Origin of the sequence: Pseudomonas sp. P867, assembly GCF_019891455.1 — a bacterium.
GTDB lineage: Bacteria > Pseudomonadota > Gammaproteobacteria > Pseudomonadales > Pseudomonadaceae > Aquipseudomonas > Aquipseudomonas synxantha_A.
Window position 1 is genome coordinate 275,567 of record NZ_JAFLXB010000003.1, and the last position, 19,875, is coordinate 295,441.

The 19,875-nt window shown below is 60.5% G+C and carries 16 protein-coding genes and 2 tRNA genes; 10 read left to right on the forward strand and 8 right to left on the reverse strand.

Annotated features, from left to right (window positions below; translation table 11 throughout):
• Positions 1-59: 59 nt before the first annotated feature.
• The 3 genes from J1G33_RS07640 to J1G33_RS07650 all read right to left on the reverse strand — a co-directional run bounded on the left by J1G33_RS07640 (position 60) and on the right by J1G33_RS07650 (position 2,445).
• Entirely contained in the window at positions 60-536 is a 477-nt protein-coding gene (locus J1G33_RS07640) for an FxsA family protein (protein ID WP_047711694.1), read from the reverse strand.
• A gap of 66 nt (positions 537-602) precedes the next feature.
• Positions 603-1,334 carry a HugZ family protein gene (locus tag J1G33_RS07645; protein ID WP_223017886.1) on the reverse strand — a complete coding sequence of 244 codons (732 nt, stop codon included), beginning with the start codon at positions 1,332-1,334 and terminating at the stop codon, positions 603-605.
• A 103-nt stretch (positions 1,335-1,437) separates the two neighbouring features.
• Positions 1,438-2,445 (reverse strand): DUF481 domain-containing protein, encoded by a 1,008-nt coding sequence (locus J1G33_RS07650; RefSeq protein ID WP_032879652.1) that lies wholly within the window; start codon positions 2,443-2,445, stop codon positions 1,438-1,440.
• A 155-nt stretch (positions 2,446-2,600) separates the two neighbouring features.
• On the opposite strand from J1G33_RS07650, the gene J1G33_RS07655 reads away from it, so the two are divergent.
• From J1G33_RS07655 to J1G33_RS07670, 4 genes are all read left to right on the forward strand, one after another.
• Positions 2,601-2,954, forward strand: coding sequence for an MGMT family protein (locus J1G33_RS07655; protein WP_223017887.1), 354 nt, complete (start codon positions 2,601-2,603; stop codon positions 2,952-2,954).
• Between the two features lie 43 nt (positions 2,955-2,997).
• Entirely contained in the window at positions 2,998-4,530 is a 1,533-nt protein-coding gene (locus tag J1G33_RS07660) for an AmpG family muropeptide MFS transporter (RefSeq protein WP_005791052.1), read from the forward strand.
• Between the two features lie 197 nt (positions 4,531-4,727).
• Complete coding sequence (locus J1G33_RS07665; RefSeq protein ID WP_223017888.1) at positions 4,728-6,443, forward strand: proline--tRNA ligase; 1,716 nt, start codon at positions 4,728-4,730, stop codon at positions 6,441-6,443.
• A 20-nt stretch (positions 6,444-6,463) separates the two neighbouring features.
• On the forward strand, positions 6,464-7,417 hold the full coding sequence (locus J1G33_RS07670) for a hypothetical protein (RefSeq protein WP_032879651.1): 954 nt from the start codon (positions 6,464-6,466) through the stop codon (positions 7,415-7,417).
• A gap of 129 nt (positions 7,418-7,546) precedes the next feature.
• On the opposite strand, the gene dinB is transcribed toward J1G33_RS07670, so the two are convergent.
• A complete protein-coding gene (gene dinB / locus J1G33_RS07675) occupies positions 7,547-8,605 on the reverse strand; it encodes a DNA polymerase IV (RefSeq protein ID WP_223017889.1) in 1,059 nt (352 codons plus the stop codon).
• A 278-nt stretch (positions 8,606-8,883) separates the two neighbouring features.
• Here dinB and J1G33_RS07680 point away from each other — a divergent pair.
• The 4 genes from J1G33_RS07680 (at position 8,884) to J1G33_RS07695 (ending at position 13,413) form a co-directional block, all read left to right on the forward strand.
• Positions 8,884-8,960: transfer RNA gene (locus J1G33_RS07680), tRNA-Met, on the forward strand.
• Between the two features lie 174 nt (positions 8,961-9,134).
• Positions 9,135-9,211: transfer RNA gene (locus J1G33_RS07685), tRNA-Met, on the forward strand.
• Between the two features lie 279 nt (positions 9,212-9,490).
• Entirely contained in the window at positions 9,491-12,133 is a 2,643-nt protein-coding gene (gene mprF, locus J1G33_RS07690) for a bifunctional lysylphosphatidylglycerol flippase/synthetase MprF (RefSeq protein ID WP_005791060.1), read from the forward strand.
• Entirely contained in the window at positions 12,133-13,413 is a 1,281-nt protein-coding gene (locus J1G33_RS07695; RefSeq protein ID WP_103734883.1) for an AcvB/VirJ family lysyl-phosphatidylglycerol hydrolase, read from the forward strand. Before mprF ends, J1G33_RS07695 begins: the two co-directional genes overlap by 1 nt.
• Positions 13,414-13,550: 137 nt before the next feature.
• Here J1G33_RS07695 and recJ read toward each other — a convergent pair whose 3' ends face one another.
• The gene (gene recJ, locus J1G33_RS07700) at positions 13,551-15,260 is read right to left on the reverse strand and encodes a single-stranded-DNA-specific exonuclease RecJ (protein WP_005791065.1); all 1,710 of its coding nucleotides are present in this window, start codon (positions 15,258-15,260) and stop codon (positions 13,551-13,553) included.
• A 157-nt stretch (positions 15,261-15,417) separates the two neighbouring features.
• Positions 15,418-15,960, reverse strand: coding sequence for a YaeQ family protein (locus J1G33_RS07705; protein WP_003193952.1), 543 nt, complete (start codon positions 15,958-15,960; stop codon positions 15,418-15,420).
• A gap of 137 nt (positions 15,961-16,097) precedes the next feature.
• Between J1G33_RS07705 and J1G33_RS07710 the strand changes: the two genes are divergently transcribed.
• Positions 16,098-17,297 carry a CaiB/BaiF CoA-transferase family protein gene (locus tag J1G33_RS07710; protein ID WP_223017890.1) on the forward strand — a complete coding sequence of 400 codons (1,200 nt, stop codon included), beginning with the start codon at positions 16,098-16,100 and terminating at the stop codon, positions 17,295-17,297.
• A 170-nt stretch (positions 17,298-17,467) separates the two neighbouring features.
• On the opposite strand, the gene J1G33_RS07715 is transcribed toward J1G33_RS07710, so the two are convergent.
• Entirely contained in the window at positions 17,468-17,752 is a 285-nt protein-coding gene (locus J1G33_RS07715; RefSeq protein ID WP_032803962.1) for a DUF3509 domain-containing protein, read from the reverse strand.
• A 206-nt stretch (positions 17,753-17,958) separates the two neighbouring features.
• On the opposite strand from J1G33_RS07715, the gene J1G33_RS07720 reads away from it, so the two are divergent.
• Positions 17,959-18,621: a response regulator transcription factor gene (locus J1G33_RS07720; protein ID WP_223017891.1), complete on the forward strand. Its 663-nt coding sequence runs from the start codon at positions 17,959-17,961 to the stop codon at positions 18,619-18,621.
• Here J1G33_RS07720 and J1G33_RS07725 read toward each other — a convergent pair.
• The gene (locus tag J1G33_RS07725; protein WP_032879641.1) at positions 18,590-19,834 is read right to left on the reverse strand and encodes an EAL domain-containing response regulator; all 1,245 of its coding nucleotides are present in this window, start codon (positions 19,832-19,834) and stop codon (positions 18,590-18,592) included. The genes J1G33_RS07720 and J1G33_RS07725 overlap by 32 nt on opposite strands.
• Positions 19,835-19,875: the final 41 nt, after the last annotated feature.

A 19,875-nucleotide genomic window follows, 5' to 3' on the forward strand; every position in this document is an offset into this window, starting at 1 on the left:
CAGATCGCTCCCCGGGCCAATGCAACACGGCACCCGAAGGTGCCGTGCCAGTGAAGCAGTTATTTGTTGTCGCGGTGTTCGAACTCGCCTTCGATCACGTCGCCTTCACGCCCCAGCGGTTGACGCGGGGCCGGGCCGCCACGGGGTTGCAGGTCGTCGGCAAACGCGCGTTGGCGCATGGCCGCTTCTTCGGCGCGCTGGCGCATCTTGCCGGCCAGCAGTTTGCGGGTAAACGGCAGCAGCAGGACCAGGCCGAGCACGTCGCTGATAAAGCCCGGCAGGATCAGCAGGCCACCGGCCAGGGCCATCATCAGGCCCTCAAGCATGGTCTGGGCCGGCAGTTCGCCGCGGTTCAGGCTTTCACGGGCACGCAACGCCGTGGCCAGGCCGGCCACGCGCAGCACCAGGACGCCGAGCATGGAGCCTGCGATGATCAGCAGCAGCGCCGGGAAAAACCCGATCGCACCGCTGACTTTGACGAATACGAACAGCTCCAACACCGGGAACAGCAGAAAGAGCAATAAAAAAGGGCGCATCAAATGGTTCCTCAACGCAAGAATGCCTTGCCAGTTCACCTTAGATGACGTCGCCATTGTGTGAATTCAAGCGTCGGCAGTGGTTTTTTTCGGCCACACCGCGGCGTGAGCCAATGAAACCAGGGCCTCGCGTACTTGTGTCGGTGTGTTGCAAGGCGTCTCGAAAGGCAACCAATGCAAGCTTGGGCCAATACGCAGGTGCATGCCTTCGCTGTCGATGCCGGCCAACTGCGCAGGCTCGCCAGTCGGCAAACCGCTGAGGTCGACGTAATGGGCGATGGCCTTGGTGTGATCGCTGTTCATGTGCTCGATCATGCTGCGCTCGGCCTTGCCGGCGAACGGATTGGCCAGGGTCAACTGGTCGACCCAGTGAATCGCGCCAAACCCACCGATATAACGGTGGCGCACCGGCTTGAGCACCCAGAAATCGAAATCGTGGGCCTTGTGGTAGTTGGCCGAATCGGGGAAGTAGCGGTAGTAACGCTCGGCGGCCGCTTCAATGGCTGCGCCGTCTTCCAGTTTCTCGGCCTCGGCCAGGTAGGTCAGACGCCCCACGGCCTGCACATCATCAGCCTCGCGCTCACCCACCAGCAATGAGCACTTGGGGTCTTTTTGCAGGTTATGGGTGTGCTGGGCGATGCGGCTGATCAGGATCAGCGGACGGCCCTGCTCATCGAGGCAGTAGGGCACGACCGAGCCGAAGGGAAAACCGGGCATGGCTTTTGACTGTGTGGCCAAAGCCCCACGGTATTCCTTGAGCAACAGCTCTCGGGCGTTCTTGGCAACGTGCGCGCTCAACGTATGACTCCTCGGGTGTTCCGCCGCCCATGGCATATGGGAATGGATCTCAAAACAAGGTAATCAATATCCGCGCAGGTTGCCAGAGTGGCCGACGCAGCTTTTACCAGGCCACACCAAAGCCTGCGGTGTAGCGAGTCTTGCTCAGGCTGCTCTCGGAACTGCCGCTGACCTCGTTGCGCTCGGCCTTCAAGTTGAGCGAGGCCCACTCGGTAACCTTGTAGCGCAGGCCCATTTCCGCATCCAGGGAATACTCGGACGGCCCGGCAAGGGGTTTGCCCAATTCGCCATTGGTAAAGAACTCGACGGTCTTGCCCACCAGGTAGCGGTTGTAGTTCCACTTCATGGCCAGGGAATAGAAGTTGTCCTTGCCGCCGTCGGCGTATTCGTAGTCGGTGCGGTTAACCAGCGAACCGAGGGAGAACGCGCCCAGTTCATCGTCCCAGAACTGATAGCCCGGGCCGGTACCGACAACGCGCTGACGGGCCAGGTCTTCGACCTTGTCGCGCTTGTAGGTCAGGCGACCCTGCCAGAACCAGTGCTCGGTGATGAAGCGGTCCAGGTTGTACTCCAGCGCCCAGTTATCGGTGGTGGTAACGTCGTCCTGGAACTCGCGGTTGTATTCGCCCTTGCCCGTATGACGCCATTGGCCATGACGGGCCGAGGTCTTGAAGTCGATGTCGTAATCGTTGGTGTCTTTGTCGGCACGCTTGTAGTCCAGCGCCAGGTCGACGTTGCCCTTCCACACCAGGTCTTCGATCACTGGCTTGGGCTTCATGATCTGTTGGATGCTTGCCAGGTCGACCGTCTTGGGTGCCTCGCCATTGGCCAGCACCACCTTGCCGTCATCTGACGCCTGCAACGACTTGGCCTTTTCGCCGCTGTAGGCGTCCTGCTTGACCAGCAACTCCTGATCGCTTTCCAGGGTCTTGACCTGCTTCCAATCCACCGGGATCGAGCCTGCGTAGGTGGTTTGGATCAGCAGTTTGCCACCGTCGAAGACTTTGATCTTGCCGGTCAGCCGGTCGCCGTTTTTCAACCAGACGGTATCGGCGAGCAAGGGCGTGGAAGCACTGAAAACAGCAAGGCACAACAGGGTTCTGGACAACATAAGCAGATACGGGGCTCAGGGGTGGCAAAAAATAGGGGCGTTATAGTGTTACATGGCTAGAACTGACTCAAGGATTTATATTGAGTTCAATGCTCATCGTCATGTTTACAGACGTTTCTGACAAAACCGCGACGATCTCAACGGATATCCCCATAGTGAAGCCACCTGCCGATACGCCGCAAAGCCCCGCCGAAATGCGGCGTACCGCGCTGTACCTGACCTTGTCGCAAGTGCCCGAAGGCTGTGTGGTGAGCTACGGCGAGCTGGCTCACCTGGCGGGTCTGGGCCGTGCCGCCCGATGGGTCGGGCGCACCCTGAGCCAGTTGCCCGAAGACACCCGATTACCTTGGCATCGGGTGTTGGGCGCCGGTGGTCGGATAAGTCTGCCGGCGGGCAGCGCCTCAGGCGACGAACAACGTGCGCGTTTGCGTAGCGAAGGCGTCACTATCTTGAACAATCGTGTTGATATTCAGCGCCGTGGCTGGCGTCCGGTAGAGCACAGCGGTTAGAGTGCGCGCTTTGTTTCCGCAAACCTGAGGCAGACTCCAGCCCATGCCCCGTAAAACCTGGCGCGCCGCGCTCGCCGCCTATGCCAGCCCCTCGACATTAGTGCTGTTGTTGCTCGGCTTCGCCGCCGGCATGCCTTACATGTTGGTGTTCTCGACGCTTTCAGTGTGGCTGCGTGAAGCCGGTGTGGCTCGCGAGACCATCGGCTATGCAAGCCTGATCGGCCTGGCCTACGCCTTTAAATGGGTCTGGTCGCCGCTGCTCGATCAATGGCGCTTGCCGTTGCTCGGTAAACTGGGGCGTCGTCGCTCCTGGCTGGTGCTGGCCCAATCGCTGGTGATCCTCGGATTGATCGGCATGGGTTTTTGTGACCCGCAAAAACACCTGTCCTGGTTGATCGCCATCGCGGTGATCGTCGCCTTCGCGTCGGCCACCCAAGATATCGCCGTGGATGCCTACCGCCTGGAAATCGCCGACGACAGCCGCCAGGCCGCCCTGGCCGCGAGCTACATGTCCGGCTACCGCATTGCCGCCCTGCTGGCCACGGCCGGTGCGCTGTTCTTTGCCGAAGGCTTTGGCTCCACCGGCTTCAACTATAAACACTCGGCCTGGACCGGCACCTATGTGCTGTTCGGCGTGTTGATGGTGCCGGCGTTGCTCACCACCTTCCTCATGCGTGAACCTGATGTGCCACTGCGCACCCAGTTGCAGGCCGGCCGCTACAGTTTCATGCACCAGTTGGTGTCGGTGTTTGTGCTGATCGTGCTGCTGGTCTCGGTGCCGGCGATGTTCACCCAGCTGTACAACACCGACTTCGCCAGCGTGCTGTTCCAAGGCGTGAGCCTGTGGGAACTGCTGATGGAAGACCGCGCGTTCCTGCGTGCCATCCTTTATATCATCCTCACCACCCTGTGCCTTTCGGCCATGGGCCGTCGGGGCCTGGCGCCGGTGCTGACGCCGGTCAACGACTTTATCCTGCGCTATCGCTGGCAGGCGCTGCTGCTGCTCGGGCTGATTGCCACGTATCGCATGTCCGACACGGTGATGGGCGTGATGGCCAACGTGTTCTATATCGACCAGGGTTTCACCAAGGACCAGATCGCCGGAGTGAGCAAGATCTTCGGCCTGATCATGACCCTGCTCGGCGCCGGAATGGGCGGCCTGTTGATTGTGCGGTTCGGGATCCTGCCGATCCTGTTCATCGGTGGCGTGGCCTCGGCCGGCACCAACCTTTTGTTCGTGATGCTCGCCGACATGGGCCCCGACCTGCAGATGCTGATCGTCACCATTTCCCTGGACAACTTCAGTTCGGGCATGGCCACCTCGGCGTTCGTGGCGTACCTGTCGAGCCTGACCAACCTCAAGTTCTCCGCTACCCAATATGCGTTGCTCAGCTCGATCATGCTGTTGCTGCCACGCCTGATCGGCGGGTATTCGGGGGTGATGGTGGAGAAGTTCGGTTATCACAACTTCTTTATGATCACCTGCTTGCTGGGGGTGCCGACGCTGCTCCTGATTGCATTGCACTGGTTCCAGGAGAACCGGCGCGCCCGGCTTAATCCACCACAGGAAGACTGATACGACTCGGCCAATGTGGGAGCTGGCTTGCCTGCGATAGCGATGGTGAACCCAACGCCGCTATCGCAGGCAAGCCAGCTCCCACACAAGCGACGGTTACGACAGATACGCCCCACCACCTCACGCCTGTACTCCAGCAGCAACCGCCCGTACAATCCCAAGTCATTTCAAGTCCAAGCAACCGACAACGGCCTACCATGCGTACCAGTCAATATTTGCTCGCCACACAGAAAGAAACGCCTTCCGACGCGGTTGTGATCAGCCATCAGCTGATGCTGCGCGCCGGCATGATCCGCAAACTGGCCTCGGGCCTGTACACCTGGTTGCCCATGGGCTTGAAGGTGATGCGCAAGGTCGAAGCCATCGTTCGCGAAGAAATGAACGCTGCCGGCTCTCTGGAAGTGTTGATGCCGAGCACCCAACCGGCTGAGTTGTGGCAGGAATCCGGGCGCTGGGAAGAGTACGGCCCTGAGTTGCTGCGCTTCAAGGACCGTCATGGCCGCGATTTCTGCGCCGGCCCGACCCATGAAGAAGTCATCACCGACCTGATGCGCAACGAGTTGAGCAGCTATAAACAGTTGCCGCTGAACCTGTATCAGATCCAGACCAAATTCCGCGATGAAATCCGCCCGCGCTTCGGCTTGATGCGTGGTCGCGAATTCATCATGAAGGACGCCTATTCGTTCCATGCCGACCAGGCTTCCCTGCAAGCGACCTACGACCGCATGCACCAGGCCTACTGCAATGTATTCACGCGCCTGGGCCTGAAGTTCCGCCCGGTTGAAGCGGACAACGGCTCCATCGGCGGTGCCGGCTCCCACGAATTCCACGTGCTGGCCGAATCCGGTGAAGACGATATTGTGTTCAGCAACGGTTCCGACTACGCGGCGAACATCGAGAAGGCCGAAGCCATACCACGTGAAACCTCGCGCCCTGCTCCCACCGAGGAGCTGCGCCTGGTCGACACGCCGGACACCAAAACCATCGCGGCCCTGGTGGAGAAATTCAATCTGCCGATTGAAAAGACCATCAAGACCCTGATCGTGCGCGCTGAAGAAGAAGGCAAGCTGATCGCCCTGGTGATCCGTGGCGACCACGAGCTCAACGAAATCAAGGCCGCCAACCAGCCTGGCGTAGCCAGCCCGCTGGTCATGGCCACCGATGCCGAACTGCGCGACGCCATTGGTGCCGGTGCCGGTTCCCTAGGCCCGCTGAACATGCCGCTGCCGATCATCATCGACCGTTCCGTCGAGCTGATGAGCGACTTCGGTATCGGCGCGAACATCGACGACAAACACTACTTCGGCGTGAACTGGGAGCGTGACCTGCCGGTTCCGACCGTGGCCGACCTGCGCAACGTCGTAGCCGGTGACCCAAGCCCGGATGGCAAGGGCACCCTGGAAATCAAGCGCGGCATCGAAGTCGGGCACATCTTCCAGCTGGGCAACAAGTACAGCAAGGCGATGAAGTGCGAAGTGCTGGGCGAGAACGGCAAGCCGATCACCCTGGACATGGGCTGCTACGGCATTGGTGTTTCCCGCGTGGTCGCCGCTGCCATCGAGCAGAACAACGACGAGAAAGGCATCATCTGGAGTGACGCTTTGGCGCCGTTCCAGTTGGCCCTGGTGCCGTTGCGCTATGAAACCGAGCAAGTACGCGAAGCCACCGACAAGCTGTACGCTGAACTGACCGCTGCCGGTTTTGAAGTGCTGCTCGATGACCGGGACAAGAAAACCAGCCCGGGCATCAAGTTCGCCGACATGGAACTGATTGGCATCCCGCACCGGATCGTGGTCAGTGACCGTGGCCTGGCCGATGGCAATCTGGAATACAAGAGCCGGACCGAAGCGCAAGCCCAACCGTTGCCGGTGGCTGACGTGCTGTCTTTCCTTCAGGCGCGTATTCGTCGCTGAAAACCAGATCAAGAGAAGTCATGTTCAAGCGAAACACCAAAGCCCTGGGGGGCGCCGCCTTGTGCGGCGCCCTGCTGGTCAGCGGCTGCGCCAATCAGATGTCGCAACGCAGTGAGCACGAGGAGCGGGTCGAGCGTAAATTGCTCGATCACAGCCTGCAGATCGATGTAGGCGAACCCAAAGTGCTGGAGCTGCCGCAACGCCGGGTTCGCATTCATGAGCAGAAGACCTTCGAGGTCACCGAATTCGAAGTCACCCGTCGTTACGATCGCTACACGCCCTACCAGCCCTGGCGCAAACTCTATGAGATGCCGCTGGGTGCCGTGGCGTTGGTCGCGGGCGTGGGTGCCAACGTGGCGAATATCTTCGCCCTCGGCAACCTGCCCACGAGTGTGACGCGAGACTGGCTGAGCTATGGCGTGGACGGCATCAACCCGTTCATGAACGTGCAATCCCATGGCCGTGCGCAACAGAACCTGGCAGCTATCGATGAAGTCCAGCGCGACAAGCGCCTGGAGTATTCGAGCCTGCCGTGGAGCGAGCGCCCGGTACAAGTCACTGCCGGCAAGCAGACCCATGAGCTGACCACCGACCGCAACGGCATCCTGCGCCTGAACCTGTTGGACAGCCCGTTTGCCGAGCAGGACCTGAACCGCGTCACCACCTTGAAGATCAGCGTGGCAGATGGTCAGGACGATGTGCACACAGACTCGACCCTGGCGGTCAGCAACGGCCTGCGTGGCAAATTGCTGGAAGCCCATGCCTTGATCTACGACGACCTGGAAGATGACGAAGTGAACCAATGGGTGCACCGCGTCAAGCGCCTGTCGGAACTGGGCCTGGAAGAAGAAGCCAGCGAACTGGAACAAAGCCTGATCGAGCTGACCCGCAATGATCCGGAATTGCAGCAGGAGTTTGTGCAGGCACTGACCAAGGATGCGGGGCGGTTGGTCGCAGATCCTGGCGCACGCTGATCGCGCAATACCTGTGAAGATCAAACTGTGGGAGCTGGCTTGCCTGCGATAGCGGTGTATCAGTTAAAGCATTCTTGACTGACACTCCGCTATCGCAGGCAAGCCAGCTCCCACATTTGTTTCGGGTTTCTACCAGGAGAACTCGAGCTGTTCGTTACCGCCGCTCAGGTCCAGCAACCGCACCCCAATCCCCAACAAACGCACCGGCTTGCTCCCGCGATTAAACGCCTGGGTCAGCAACTGCTGATAACTCTCCAGATCCCGCCCTGCCCCCGCCTGCTCCAGCGTCGTCTGGGTAAAGTCATGAAACTTCACTTTGACGAACGGCTTGCCCGCCCGATAGCTGCTGTCGATGCGCGCCATACGCCCCGCGAGGGTTTCCATCAATTCGGGAAGTTTAGCCAGGCAGCTTGAAAGATCCGGCAAGTCCACATCGTAGGTATTTTCCACACTGATGGACTGTCGACGACTGTCGTTTTGCACCACGCGGTCATCAATCCCACGGGCCAGGCTCCAGAGTCTTTCGCCAAAACTGCCGAATTCGCGCACCAGCGCCAGTTTGTTCCACTCGCGCAGCTGCAAGCAGTCTTCGATGCCCAGGCGCGCGAGCTTATCGGCGGTGACCTTGCCAACGCCGTGCAGCTTGCTGACCCGCAGCTGCGAGACAAAGTCTTCGACCTGGTCCGGGGTAATCACGAACAGGCCGTTGGGTTTCTTCCAGTCGCTGGCGATCTTGGCCAGGAACTTGTTCGGCGCCACCCCGGCAGACACGGTGATATGCAGCTGGTTGGAGACCCGCCGACGGATGTCCTGGGCAATACGCGTGGCGCTGCCGCCAAAATGCGGGCTGTCGGAGACGTCGAGGTAGGCTTCATCCAGCGACAACGGCTCGATCAAGTCGGTGTAGTCGCGAAAGATCGCCTGGATTTCCTTCGATGCTTCTTTATAGGCATCCATGCGCGGCTTGACGATGGTCAGGTCGGGGCACAGCTTCAAGGCGTGGCGCGACGACATCGCAGAACGAACTCCATACGCACGCGCTTCGTAGTTGCAGGTAGCGATAACCCCCCGCCGGTCCGCCGAGCCGCCCACAGCCAAGGGCTTTTGCGCCAGGCTCGGGTCGTCACGCATCTCGATGGCGGCGTAGAAGCAATCACAGTCGACGTGGATGATTTTGCGCTGCGTCATATAAACGGGGTGTGAACCAACGGGTGGCCAGTATCGCATTCACCCCTGTATATAGCACCAGTAGTTTGATTCTTCCTTCTAAGTGGTAGGAAGTTTCCCCGATGAATTTATTTTCTCAATCGAATTCAGCCTTCCGATAGAGCTGAAAGCCTCAGCCTGACTGGCCCGAAGCGCTTCATGACCCCGCCTTGGAGAGCTAACCGATTGAACCACAAGCGCTTTTGTTTGATTTACAGGTTGACACACTCGCGTTCCTCTGTAGAATGCCGACACACAGACGCGGGATGGAGCAGTCTGGTAGCTCGTCGGGCTCATAACCCGAAGGTCGTCGGTTCAAATCCGGCTCCCGCAACCAAACATCAAAAAAGGCTACTCGAAAGAGTGGCCTTTTTTGTGCTCGCGTGTTTTCTCCCGCTGCGCCTGAAAACACCGCCAACACTTTGATTTCAGAATAATTCGCGCTTATTTGGTCCATCGGCTCATTAACGGTTGACACCTCGCCGCTTGGCTGTAGAATGCCGCCCACAGACGCGGGATGGAGCAGTCTGGTAGCTCGTCGGGCTCATAACCCGAAGGTCGTCGGTTCAAATCCGGCTCCCGCAACCAAACATCAAAAAAGGCTACTCGAAAGAGTGGCCTTTTTTGTATCCGACGAAAAAGTTCTTCTGAAACAATGGCATGGCATCTTTCATGAAACCGTAGTCGGTTTGTAGAGTCCATCTCATTGCACGCTAGGCTCAATGCTCAAGCGCTACCCTCTACGACCAATGGCCGCAGTCGCCGACCCCGGTGATCCGCGTTAATATTTGTAATTATTTTGTCCATAGGGATTGGTAACTTGGCCGGATACCCCCATCCTGTCGCGCACAATCCACGAGGTGATTGATGCGCGCCAACTCGTCTGAACCACAAGACACCGTCACAGCAGAACAACCGATCACGCCGACCCGCTTGCGATGGCTGGATTTGTTGAGCAAGTATCGCCAGCCCATTGGCCTGGCCGTAACGCTGCTGCTGTTTGCAATCGCCCTGATCGCCTGCCGACACCTGCTGCTGGAACTGGACCTCTACGCACTCCACGATTCGATTCTGGAAGTGCCCAAGCCAGCCTTGCTCGGTGCGTTTGCAGCGGCAGTCGCAGGTTTCATTATCCTGCTTGGTTATGAATTTTCCGGCGCACGCTATGCCGGCGTGAAGTTACCCGCCAAGACCCTGGCCCTGGGCGGCTTCACTGCCTTTGCCATCGGCAACGCCATTGGCTTGTCGATGCTCTCGGGCGGTTCGGTGCGCTACCGTTTATATGCACGCCACGGCATCGGCGCATCGGAAGTGGCGCACATGACCGTGTTCGCCAGCCTGGCCCTGGGCTGTGCTCTGCCGCCACTGGCCGCATTGGCCACGCTGAGCAATTTGCCGGCGGCTTCGACTTACCTGCATTTACCGCAAAGCCTGCTCGGGGGGATTTCCGGCGCCGTGTTGGTGTTGTCGGCCATGCTGTGCATCGGCATCTATCGTCGTCGCCTGCCGGAACAGCCCTACCCCGATAACCTGCTGGTCAAGGCCGGGCGTCGCACCCTGCGCCTGCCGGGCCGCCGCCTGACCTTCCTGCAGTTGATCATCACCGCCCTCGACGTAGCCGCTGCCGCTGCCGTCCTTTATATGCTGTTGCCGGAAGCACCGCCCTTCGGCCCGTTCCTGCTGGTGTACCTGCTGGCACTGGCCGCCGGTGTGCTCAGCCATGTGCCGGGGGGCGTGGGTGTATTCGAAGCGATCCTGCTGGCGGCCTTCGCCGACAAACTCGGTGCCGCGCCCCTGGCTGCCGCCTTGCTGCTGTACCGGATGATCTACGTGGTATTGCCGCTGCTGATCGCCTGTGTGTTCCTGCTGGTCAACGAGGCCCAGCGCCTGTTCCAGACCCAGCAAAGCCTGCGGGTGGCGTCGGGGCTGGCAGCGCCGGTATTGGCCGTCCTGGTTTTTTTGTCCGGCGTGGTCCTGCTGTTTTCCGGCGCCACGCCAGAGATCGACTCACGCCTGGAAAACATCGGCTTCCTGATTCCCCACCGCCTGATTGACGCCTCGCACTTTGGTGCCAGCCTGATCGGCGTGTTGTGCCTGTTGCTCGCCCAGGGCCTGCGTCGACGTTTGTCGGCGGCCTGGATGCTGACCATGGTGCTGCTGCTGGTCGGCGCCCTGCTCTCGTTGCTCAAGGGCTTCGACTGGGAAGAAGCCAGCCTGATGACCATGACCGCGGTGCTGCTGGCGATCTTTCGCCGCTCGTTCTACCGCGCCAGCCGCTTGACCGAGCTGCCGTTTTCGCCGCTTTACCTGGTGGCCAGTGTCTGTGTACTCGGCGCCTCGATCTGGCTGCTGTTGTTCGCCTATCAGGATGTGCCTTACAGCCATCAACTGTGGTGGCAGTTCACCCTCGACGCCAACGCCCCCCGCGGTTTGCGCTCGTTGCTGGGCGCTGCGGTGCTGCTGGTGATCGTATCGCTGACCTGGCTGCTGCGCACGGCGCGCCCGGTCATCCACTTGCCCACCCCGGAAGAACTGGAGCGCGCCAGCAAGATCCTGATGGCCTCGTCCCAACCCGACGGCGGCCTGGCGCTGACCGGCGACAAGGCGCTGCTGTTTCACCCCAACGATGAAGCCTTCCTGATGTACGCCCGTCGCGGGCGCAGCCTAGTGGCCTTGTACGACCCGATCGGCCCGACCCAGCCGCGCGCCGAGATGATCTGGCAGTTCCGTGACCTGTGCGATATCCACCACGCAAGACCGGTGTTCTACCAGGTACGCGCCGAGAACCTGCCGTACTACATGGACATCGGCCTCACCGCGATCAAGCTGGGCGAGGAAGCCCGCGTCGACCTGAAACGCTTTGACCTGGAAGCCAAGGGCAAAGAGATGAAGGATTTGCGCTACACCTGGAACCGTGGCACCCGGGACGGCTTGTCCCTGGAAATCTTCGAACCGGGCCAGGCGCCGATGGATGAATTAAAAGTCATCTCCGATGCCTGGCTTACAGGTAAGAATGTGCGGGAAAAAGGCTTCTCCCTGGGCCGTTTCAGCGACGACTACCTCAAGCACTTCCGTATCGCGATCATTCGCTTCGAAGGGCGCCCGGTAGCCTTCGCCAACCTGCTCGAGACCTACAATCATGACCTGGCCAGCCTTGACCTGATGCGCGCCCACCCCGACGCGCCCAAGCTCACGATGGAATTCATGATGGTGGGCCTGATTCAACATTATAAGAACCACGGCTACGCCCGCTTCAGCCTCGGTATGGTGCCGCTGTCGGGCTTGCAACCGCGCCGTGGCGCACCGCTGACCCAGCGCCTGGGCTCGATGGTGTTCCGCCGTGGCGAGCAACTGTATAACTTCCAAGGTTTGCGCCGCTTCAAAGACAAGTTCCAGCCCGACTGGGAACCCCGTTACATGGCCGTGCCCGCAGGACTTGATCCGCTGGTGGCACTGGCCGATACCGCCGCCCTGATCGCGGGCGGCTTGACTGGATTGGTGAAACGCTGATGATTCGACGCTCCTGGCGGTATGTATTGGCCTTTGTAGTGCTGCTCGCGCTGGTCGTGGCGGGTGGTTTTTGGTACTGGAATCGCCCTGCCCCGCAACCGACCCTGGAGCAATTGCCCCAGGCCGATGGCTCGGTAATGACCCGCGTCACCCCCGCCAGCGCCGCCAAAGCCCGTGTGGCTGTGGCCGTGATGGCCGATGAAGCGCTGACCGACAGCCAACTGGTTGCCCTGAGCCAGGGCGGCGCGGCGCAAATCGTTCAGGTGATCCTGCCTAAGGATGACTGCAAGCTGCAGGAACAAGCGCTGCAAGGCGCCCTGGCCCAGCTCAAAGGCCCGGCGACCCTGGTCAGCGGCATCGGCCCTGGCGCTGCGCTCGCCTGGCGCTGGCTGGCCACTCAGAATGATGACAAGGCTAACGCGATCTCCGTCGGCTTTGCCCTGAAACAGGAAGGCTGCAACGACCCGCTGCCCACGACCTCTGCCCACGGCAACTGGCTGGTGGCGTGGAACGACAATCCCGACGATGAAAGCGCCAGCTTCGTACGTGACACGCCGCGTGCCACCACCAGCATCAGCGACTACGACATTCATTACCCGCAAGTGCTGAACAACGAGCTGCGCAAGCAACTGGTCGGTTCGGACAACGGTGGCCTGGCGATTCCCGTGGTGGAAGTTCCTGCCGGGCAGGCCAAAGACACCGTGACCCTGTTCCTCTCCGGTGACGGCGGCTGGCGTGACCTGGACCGCGATGTGGCCGGCGAGATGGCGAAGATCGGCTACCCGGTGGTCGGCATCGACACACTGCGCTACTACTGGCAGCACAAGAGCCCGGAGCAAAGCGCCAAGGACCTCACCGAGTTGATGCAACACTATCGGCAGAAGTGGGGCACCAAGCGCTTCGTGCTGACCGGTTATTCGTTCGGCGCCGATGTACTGCCGGCCATTTACAACCGTATGCCGGAAAACGAACAGCAGCGCGTCGATGCGATCATCCTGTTGGCATTTGCGCGCACTGGCAGCTTTGAAATCGAAGTGGAAGGTTGGCTGGGCAACGCCGGCAAAGAAGCCGCCACCGGCCCGGAAATGGCCAAGCTGCCACCTGAGAAGGTCGTGTGCATCTATGGTGCAGAGGAAGTCGACGAGAGTGGCTGCACCGACAAGACCGCAGTGGGCGAAGCCATGAAGCTGCCGGGCGGGCACCACTTCGATGAAAACTACCCGGCGCTGGCCAAGCGCTTGGTGGATATTATCGTCAAGCACCAGGCCAAAGCCGAGTAGCTCCAGGCTGCACACAGGACCCAATGTGGGAGGGGGCTTGCTCCCGATAGCTGAATGTCAGTCAATGATTTAGTGACTGATGCACCGCTATCGGGAGCAAGCCCCCTCCCACATTTGTCTTGTATTGTCAGTAATATCTAGCGCGGTTCGATGTGGGCAATCATCAGCTGCACAGTCTCATTGCCACGAAACTCATTCACATCCAGCTTGTAAGCCAACTCCACCCAACGCACCGTCGGGTTCGGCCACACCTCGCGGTCCACGCCGAAGGCGATGCCATCAAGCTTCACTGACCCGCATTCGCTCTTGAGCACCACCTTCAGGTGCCGCTCCCCCACTACCCGCTGCTCCACCAACTGGAACACACCGTGAAACAACGGCTCCGGAAAGTGTTGCCCCCAAGGGCCGGCGTGACGCAGGGCGCGGGCCAGCTCCAGGTGGAACTCTTCCACGGCCAAGGTGCCGTCGGAGAGCAGGCGGCCGGTGAGGTCCTCTTCACGCAGCTGCCGACGCACTTCGGCATCGAAGGCTTGCGCAAACAGCGGGAAGTTCGCCTCGGGCAGGGTCAACCCGGCGGCCATGGCGTGACCGCCGTACTTGCTGATCAGGTTGGGATGCTGGCTTGCCACAACCGCCAGCGCATCGCGGATATGAAAGCCTTGCACCGAACGCCCAGAACCCTTGAGCAGGCCGTCGCCCGCGTCAGCAAAGGCAATGGTCGGGCGGAAGTAACGTTCTTTCATGCGCGACGCGAGGATGCCGATCACCCCCTGGTGCCACTCCGGGTCGAACAGGCACAAACCGTACGGCATCGACTCCACCGGCAAGTCCTTGAGCTGGGCCAGGGCCTCGCGCTGCATGCCTTGTTCAATGGATTTACGGTCCTGGTTCATGCCGTCCAGTTGCGCGGCCATTTCCCGTGCGGCGCCAGCGTCGGTGGTGAGCAGGCATTCGATGCCCAGGCTCATATCATCCAGGCGCCCGGCCGCGTTCAGCCGCGGGCCGAGGATAAACCCCAGGTCGGTGGAGGTGATGCGAGCGTGGTCGCGCTTGGCCACTTCCAGGATCGCCTTGATGCCTGGCCGCGCCCGACCGGCACGAATGCGCTCCAGGCCTTGATGAACGAGGATGCGGTTGTTGGCGTCCAGCGGCACCACGTCGGCGACACTGCCCAGGGCCACCAGGTCGAGCAGTTCACCGATGTTCGGCTGGGGTTTGTTGTCATACCAACCCAGGCTGCGTAACCGCGCGCGCAGGGCCATCAACACGTAGAAGATCACGCCGACACCGGCCAGGGCCTTGCTGGGAAACGTGCAGCCCGGCTGGTTCGGATTGACGATGGCGTCGGCGGCCGGCAGTTCATCGCCGGGCAAGTGGTGGTCGGTGACCAGCACCTTCAGCCCCGCCGCTTTCGCCGCCGCCACGCCTTCGACGCTGGAGATGCCGTTGTCCACGGTAATCAGCAACTGGGGCTCGCGCTGCAACGCCACCGCGACGATTTCCGGCGTCAGGCCGTAGCCGTACTCGAAACGGTTGGGCACCAGGTAATCGACATGGGCCGCCCCAAGCAAGCGCAGGCCCAGGGTACCTACGGTGCTCGCCGTGGCGCCATCGGCGTCGAAGTCACCAACGATCAGGATGCGTTGGCGCTGCTCCAGGGCGGTCACCAGCAAGTCCACCGCCGCGTCGATCCCTTTGAGCTGCTGGTAGGGAATCAACCGCGCCAGGCTCTTGTCCAGCTCAGCTTCCGATTGCACCCCGCGCGCGGCATAGAGACGGGTCAACAGCGGCGGCAATTCACCGAGAAAAGGCAGGACGGCGGGCAATGGGCGGGGATCGATACGCATGGGGTGACGGGCGCTTCTCTTCTAATACATCGGTTAAACACAGATATTGAACGCAACAAAGATCAAGTGTGGGAGCTGGCTTGCCTGCGATGGCATCCACTCGGTGTGTCTGATGTACCGAGTGGTATGCATCGCAGGCAAGCCAGCTCCCAACTTTTCAACCGCGCTCGCCAACCAGCCATTGCAGTTGCACTTCATGCTGGCCACGGTCGTCGGTCACGAAGATCGTACCTTCGCTGATCATCACATCCCACTTGATCACCCGCGGCATGTCCTTGGCCAGGGTCTCCAACACTTCCTGGGGCACGGCAGCGATGTGCACGTTCTTCAGGTTATTGGCCACCGGCACTACCTTGCCTTCCCACACACGCAGGCTGCCATAGGCCAGCAGGCTGGTGCGCTCGGTGCGGCGCGAGCACCAGGTCAGGCGATCGGCATCCGGCTGGCCGACTTCGATCCAGTGCAGGACCCGATCATCCAGGCTTTTTTCCCACAGGGCTGGTTCGTCTACATCCGACAGGCCACGCCCGAACGCCAGTTGCTCGTTGTACCAGAGGGCGTAGGCCAGCAGGCGCACGGTCATGCGCTCTTCGGTTTCCGAAGGGTGGCGGGCAATGGTCTGTTTGACACTCTCGTACACCGAACGGTCGAGGTCGGTGAGGTTGAGTTCGAACTTGTAGGTCGTGGACGGCTGGGCCATGAACGGGCTTCTAAAGACAAGGAAAGGCGGCCAGTCTAACCGATGGCGAGGTCATTCAACGAATACTGCGCTGCATCCGGGCGGCTCGCCTATGTTAAAAAGCAGGACACCATCGTACCGCGCTTGTAAGGATCCCCATGTCGCTCAACGCCAAACCACTTGCCGGCCTGAAAGTCATCGAACTGGGCACCCTGATCGCCGGCCCGTTTGCCTCACGCATTTGCGCTGAATTCGGTGCCGAGGTGATCAAGGTCGAATCCCCGGACGGCGGCGACCCGCTGCGCAAATGGCGCAAGCTGTATGAAGGCACCTCGCTGTGGTGGTTCGTACAGGCCCGTAACAAGCAGTCGCTGACCCTCAACCTCAAGCACCCCGACGGCCTGGCAATCCTCAAAAAACTATTGGCCGACGCCGACATCCTGATCGAGAACTTCCGCCCCGGCGTGCTGGAAAAACTCGGCCTGAGCTGGGAAACCCTGCACGCTCTAAACCCCAAGCTGGTGATGGTGCGCCTCTCGGGCTTCGGCCAGACCGGGCCGATGAAGGATCAGCCAGGGTTTGGTGCCGTGGGTGAATCCATGGGCGGCTTGCGCTATATCACCGGCTTCGAAGACCGCCCGCCGGTGCGCACCGGGATCTCCATCGGCGACTCGATTGCCGCGCTGTGGGCGGTGATCGGCGCGCTGATGGCGCTGCGTCATCGCGAGGTCAACGGCGGCTTGGGCCAAGTGGTGGATGTGGCGCTGTACGAAGCCATCTTCGCCATGATGGAAAGCATGATTCCCGAGTTCGATGTGTTCGGATTTATTCGCGAGCGTACCGGTAACATCATGCCCGGCATTACACCGTCTTCGATCCACACCAGCGCCGACGGCAAGCATGTGCAGATCGGCGCCAATGGCGATGCAATCTTCAAGCGCTTTATGGCGAGCATCGGCCGTGACGACTTGGCGAACGACCCGCAATTGGCCAGCAACGATGGGCGTGACAGCCGCCGCGACGAGCTGTATGGCGTGATCGACCGCTGGGTCAACTCGCTGCCGCTGGAGCAGGTGATTGAGCAACTGAACAGGGCCGAAGTACCCGCCAGCCGTATCTACAGCGCCGAAGACATGCTGGGCGACCCGCAATTTCTGGCCCGGGAGATGTTCCTCAAGGCTCAGCTCCCGGACGGCAAGCACTTCAAGATGCCGGGCATCGTGCCCAAGCTTTCGGATACACCGGGCAGTTGTGAATGGGTGGGCCCGCAGCTGGGTGAACACAACAATGTGCTGCTCAATGCCCTGGGCTACGACGCGGCAGCTATTGCGCGTCTGCGTGAGAATGGCGCGATCTGAGAATCGCAGGCAAAAAGAAACCCCGAGCAGTGGGGAGACAACTCGGGGTTAAACGTGGCCTTAACAAGGCACGCACAGCAAGCGACAAACACCGGAGCACAATGATTGCTCTTGCTGTTACGGACTCTGACTGACCGCCGCGTAGGAAGGTTCCGAAGAAAAATAATGTTTCATGCGAGTGCGCCGCCACGGGTTTGGGCAGCATTGCGCAAGGCAGCAATGACCGAGGGTTCCAGGCGCCCTTCGGCGATTTTCACGTCGCGAAGCAGGCAATCCGCGACATCCACCAGCGCACGCTTGTCGGACAATTGCGCGCGATCGACGTCGCGCTCGACCACAATCGCGCCGCCGGGATTCTTTACGGTTACCAGGCAGTCTTCCCGCACACCAGAAGTGGTCAGCGTAACCTGATAAGGGCTCAGTGCTTCACTGAGCAATAGGTGGATACTTTCCATCTCGATCACCACTCAATCATTCGAAAAAGGTTCGAAAAACAAAAATGTCACGAAGAGGCTGACATTCAAGTGACCCGTGCTCAAAGCAGAAAGTTCTACCTTTTGTGTAATCCACTGCTTGAGGAAAACGAGCATGCACGGAAAAGATGACAGAGAAAAAACACAGGCTCACACGCTAGAATCCCTGGATTACCTGGGAGCCTGCCTTGAGAGCTGCGTCTGAAACACCTTTGCGCGTCGTCATTGCCGACGATCATCCGATTTTTCTGATTGGCCTGCGCGCAGTGCTTGAGCGTGACCCGCACATCAGCATCGTCGGGGAGGCCAACTCGCCGCAGGCCCTCAATGCGTTGCTGCAAGACTGTGCCTGCGATGTGCTGGTGACCGACTTCATGATGCCTGCCGAGCCCCATGCCGACGGGTTGCGCCTGATCGACCAACTGCGCCGACACTACCCGGACCTGCCGATTGTGGTGGTCACCATGCTCAACAATGCCGGTTTGTTTCACTCGATTCTGACATTGGGCGTGATGGGCCTTTTGAGCAAGGCCAGCCTGGCCGATGAACTGCCGCAGGCGATTCGTCAGGTCCGCCAGCAACGCACCTACGTGGCCCAGACCATTCGCCAGGCGCTGAGCCTGGCCGGAGAAGTCGGTGCCGATCGCCTGCACTCCCAGGAACAGTTGTCACCCCGGGAGCTGGAGGTGATTCGCCTGTTGGCCACTGGCATGACGGTGGGCCAGATCGCCGCGCACCTGCATCGCAGCAAGCAGACCGTCAGTGCGCAAAAAGTCAGCGCCATGCGCAAACTTGGGCTGGCCAATGATGCCGCTCTGTTTATTTATGTGCAGGAACACGGGCTGGCCTAGCCTGGAACGCAATCCATTGCTTGAGCGCCTCGGCCTCCATCGGCCGGGCAATGAAGCAGCCTTGCAACCACGCCGCCCCCAGCTCACCCACAGCGTGGTAGTCGGCAGCACTTTCAACCCCGGTGACGACCACGGCGATATCCAGACGCGCGGCCATGCTCATGGCCCCCGCCACCACCGCCGCCTTGCGATCGTCATCGGCCATTCCGCAGGCAAACGCCGGGGGGATTTTCAGTTCGGTGAAAGGCAACTCCAGCAAATGCTGCAAGCTGGTGCCACCCATGCCGAAATCCCCGATGGACAACTGGCAACCCAGCATCCGCAGGCGCAGCAAGCCAGTGAGGTGGGCACTGTCGGTTTTCAGCGTTGAGGTTTCCACCAGCTCCAGGGTGAGGCTATGGGCGGGTATGCCGTGAAGTTGCAGCAGCCCCTGCAATATTTGTGGGAAGTGTGTGCGCTCAAGCATACGTCCGGGAATGTTCACCGCCACCGGCAGCACCTGGCCGGTCTCGCCCATGACCTGGTTGGCCAGGCCAAGTGCCTGTTCCAGCACATGCCAGGTAAAGGCCTCTTCCATGCCGGCAAACTCCAACACCGGCAGGAACTCTTCGGGCAGCAGCAATTGAGCGTGCGGCAACTGCCAACGCGCCAGCGCCTCCACCCCTTGCAACACCCCGGCCTGGCTGACGATGGGTTGGTACCAGACCCTGCCGCAGGCTGCGATAGTGGCCTGGCTGACATCCGCCGACGGTGGCAGTTGTTCTCGCGCGCTCAACCCCAGCAACTGGCGCACACGCTCCCAGGACAGCACCGCTGGCCCCGGGCGCAAGTGCCGCTGACAATCGGCCAACACCTGCCCGATCAGCGTTGCCGAAGCCGGCTTGGGCAAGCACGCCAGCACGTTGAGGCCCAATTGCCGGGCCATGTTCGCCACGCCTTCGAGCACATCGGGCTCAGCATTGCTGAGCAGAACCAGCACTTGAGCCAAACGGCGCTCGGCGAGTTCGCGGATCAACTCCAGCCCATCGCCCTGCTCCAGATACAGATCGCAGATGGCGACATCCACCGGGCCTTTGCTGTCCAGGGACTGGCGAGCCGTTTCGACATCTTCAGCAGTCAGTACATTGAACACGCCATTGGCATTGAGCATCTGGTGCAGTGCCATCAGCTGAAACGGGTTGTCTTCGAGGATCAGGACATTGAGAGAGCGCATGGGTCATGGAGTCGGTACTGGGAAAAGTCCTTCACAGTAGC